This window comes from Nitrosomonas sp. Nm84, assembly GCF_003201565.1.
Classification (GTDB): Bacteria; Pseudomonadota; Gammaproteobacteria; order Burkholderiales; family Nitrosomonadaceae; genus Nitrosomonas.
The window spans coordinates 1-2,749 of record NZ_QJJP01000070.1 but is presented as its reverse complement, the minus strand read 5'-3'; the positions used below and the strand labels follow the sequence as shown (position 1 = coordinate 2,749).

The 2,749-nt window shown below is 48.0% G+C and carries 3 protein-coding genes and 2 pseudogenes; 4 read left to right on the top strand and 1 reads right to left on the bottom strand.

Annotated features, from left to right (window positions below; genetic code table 11):
• Positions 1-84 precede the first annotated feature (84 nt).
• On the top strand, positions 85-708 hold the full coding sequence (locus C8R34_RS16065) for a Crp/Fnr family transcriptional regulator (RefSeq protein ID WP_107804599.1): 624 nt from the start codon (positions 85-87) through the stop codon (positions 706-708).
• 194 nt (positions 709-902) lie between these two features.
• On the opposite strand, the pseudogene C8R34_RS16060 reads toward C8R34_RS16065, so the two are convergent.
• Positions 903-1,176, bottom strand: a pseudogene (locus C8R34_RS16060) (transposase); the annotation flags it as partial.
• Positions 1,177-1,430: 254 nt separating this feature from the next.
• Here C8R34_RS16060 and C8R34_RS16055 point away from each other — a divergent pair.
• From C8R34_RS16055 to C8R34_RS16045, 3 genes and pseudogenes are all read left to right on the top strand, one after another.
• Entirely contained in the window at positions 1,431-1,814 is a 384-nt protein-coding gene (locus tag C8R34_RS16055) for a hypothetical protein (protein ID WP_107804598.1), read from the top strand.
• Positions 1,815-1,947: 133 nt separating this feature from the next.
• Positions 1,948-2,206, top strand: a pseudogene (locus tag C8R34_RS17220) (hypothetical protein); the annotation flags it as partial.
• Between the two features lie 11 nt (positions 2,207-2,217).
• On the top strand, positions 2,218-2,694 hold the full coding sequence (locus C8R34_RS16045; RefSeq protein WP_107804597.1) for a biotin/lipoyl-binding protein: 477 nt from the start codon (positions 2,218-2,220) through the stop codon (positions 2,692-2,694).
• Positions 2,695-2,749: the final 55 nt, after the last annotated feature.

Here is a 2,749-nt window from a genome sequence, read left to right as displayed (position 1 = left end):
AATTGGGCGCGGGGTGTGGCCGTCGACATGATCTTTGAGAACGAATGTTTTCGTTCTCAAAGTATCGACTTCTCGGGCTAGGCCTTGAGTGATTTGAGGAATTACCCTTCTGCTCGGGAAATCAACATTCCGAATAAAGCTTTCCTTTACCACCAGGGTGATCGGTGTTCCGATTTGTTCTGGATAAAAAGTGGTATCGGCAAGCTCTCTCATTTAACAGAGAAGGGGATTGAAATTACTCTTGCTCTTTTTGAGAAGGGGGACGTCATTGGTTGTTTGCAGAATAATTCTATCCCCCAAGAAGTAGAAGAAACTGCTCAAGCACTGGGTGAAGTTAATTTCTATAGCATAGCATGCAACGATTTCAAGGCCATGATGGCTCATCAACCAGAACTGGCATGGTATGTTTTTGAGAACATATATACCCGAAAACAGAAGGTCGAGCGTAAGCTACGCACTACCCTGACACAACCCGTTGAAATGCGTGTTATAGCTACTTTATTAGAATTAGCTGAGATGTTTGGAATAGGATGTACTCATGGGTATGCATTGGAAATTCATTTAACTCAACAGGAAGTGGCAGATTTGGTTGGAGCAAGTCGTTCGGTGGTAAGCACCATTTTGAATGATTTCAGGAACCGTGGAATGCTTGGCTATACACGTGACCAGATTTGTATAAATGATGCGGCATTAAGTGCTCTTCGCTAATTATCGATGTGGCGATTAACCGACAAATTCCAAATTTGCTTAGAAGTGGTTGATTTTATGCAACCATAATCCGTGTGAATACTTGATTAGCTTGATCCGCTTGGGTTTTCAGGACCATTCCGAGAGTTAGTTTTCGGCGTTGGCTAAACGGGGTAGGGCTTGGAAGGCTCGCCCGGTGTGCAAATTCGGCAGGCACGTCTCAGCGCGGGCCGGGCCACTTTTTTGATGCAACGTCCTGCAGAATTGCCTTGTCCAGGCTCAGCTCGGCAACCAGCTTCTTGAGCCGTCCATTCTCTTCCTGCAGTTGCTTGAGCTCTCGCACCTGATCCGGACTGCATCCCCACGTACCTGCTTCTTCCAGCGGCAAAACGTCTGTTCCGAATATCCCCACCTGCCGGATCAGATCGGCCACCGGCATTGCTTCAATACCGCTACGATCTGCTCTACTGAAAACCGCTTCTTTTTCATGGCAACAGCCCTCCTTTAAGGTCAAGTTTGCCGAAAAAACTCACTTCCTGTCTGGTCCGGTTTTCCTAAAGCAGATCAAGCTTGAAATCAAGTAATTTCACAGTTTCAATCATTAATTGCAAGATAGCCCCTTGCCACATCAAACATTAATTTAAGACAGTGTTTTTTAGATAACAGACCTAAGTGATAGAACCGTATTAATGTACTGAACGTGGTGACTATGGAGTGACCACAACTTAATACAGGGGAATATCATGAAAGTAATTTCACCACGTATACACGGGTATTTTGATTTTCTGACGGTCGTTATTTTTTTACTCGCGCCTGCGTTATTAGGATTAAGTCAGTTGCCGGCCATGCTGGCTTATAGTCTGGCTGCAGTCCATTTGATAGTAACGCTGACTTCTGATTTTCCCTTTGGCATATTCAGGCTAATTCCATTTGCCATTCATGGTTGGATTGAGCGCCTGGTCGGACCTTCCCTCATTGCTTTACCCTTTATCTTTGGCTTTGCCAATGAAGATATCGCGAGAAATTTTTATATCGCCATGGGTGTTGTTGTCATCGTACTTGGCATGCTTACTGATTATAAAGGTGAGGCAAGAAAAGGCTCCGCAAGCGCGGCGTGCAGCTCTTAGGCGGAGTAGTGCAGTATAAAGACGCGTATCGGCTCTGCTACATCCGCGGGCCTGAAGGGCTTCTCATCGGACTCGCCCAAGAACTCAGCTGATCCCCCTAAGTCGGTTCACTGTTCCATTGCTCCCCAGACCCCTTGTTCGTGCCAGGCGATGGTTGTACGAGCATCGGTTATTGATCGTGCACAACCGGGCTATCCGTACTTTGATCGCCGCTGCACTCACGCAATTCGAAGCAGCGATGAGTGCTGCGATTTGCACGGTGGTTCAGCAGGAACATGTGAGCGTTGGTACGCGCTTGTCGCCGAGCTTGTTCTGATGGTCAGACCCGGCAGAGCTGGCTAATGGGCAGCCCGACCAAACACTTAACACGCCAGATCAGCGAGGCGCTGGAGTTAAATAAAAAATGGCAGATGTCAATTCCAAGAATAAAGTTCACGATTTACTACTGGTTATGGGCCCAAAATTATCCCTTGCACTGATTATAAGCATGGCGTTGATGGCGTGCGGCAAAAATGATCAGGCTGCCGGGTTGCCTGCTGGCGGCACGGCTCTTCCTGTCAGTATGATCGAGGTGCAGCCTACCAGCGTGCCAATCAGCGCCGAAGCGGTTGCGCAAACCGAAGGTGCCAAGGAAGTCGAGATACGGCCGAGGGTGGGCGGCATTCTGCTCAGACGCCTGTACGATGAGGGCGCCGCGGTAAAAGCGGGCCAGCCGATGTTTCTGATTGATCCCGTTCCCTACCAAAATGCCTTGGCGCAAGCAAAGGCGCAACTCGCCGAGCAGAAAGCCCGCATTGTGCAGACCGAGCGTGAGGAAAAGCGTTTGCTCGATCTGCTCGAGGGTATAGGAAAAATAAACCACCTTTTCCATAAGTTTTGAATGTACTGAAAGCTGGCTCAATTGTCAAACACGGTGATAATCGATTGAAAAATTA

Bases quoted from the DNA above. Each gene is read 5' to 3' on its own strand.
- C8R34_RS16045 (WP_107804597.1), top strand. From the start codon at position 2,218: ATGGCAGATGTCAATTCCAAGAATAAAGTTCACGATTTACTACTGGTT.
- C8R34_RS16055 (WP_107804598.1), top strand. From the start codon at position 1,431: ATGAAAGTAATTTCACCACGTATACACGGGTATTTTGATTTTCTGACG.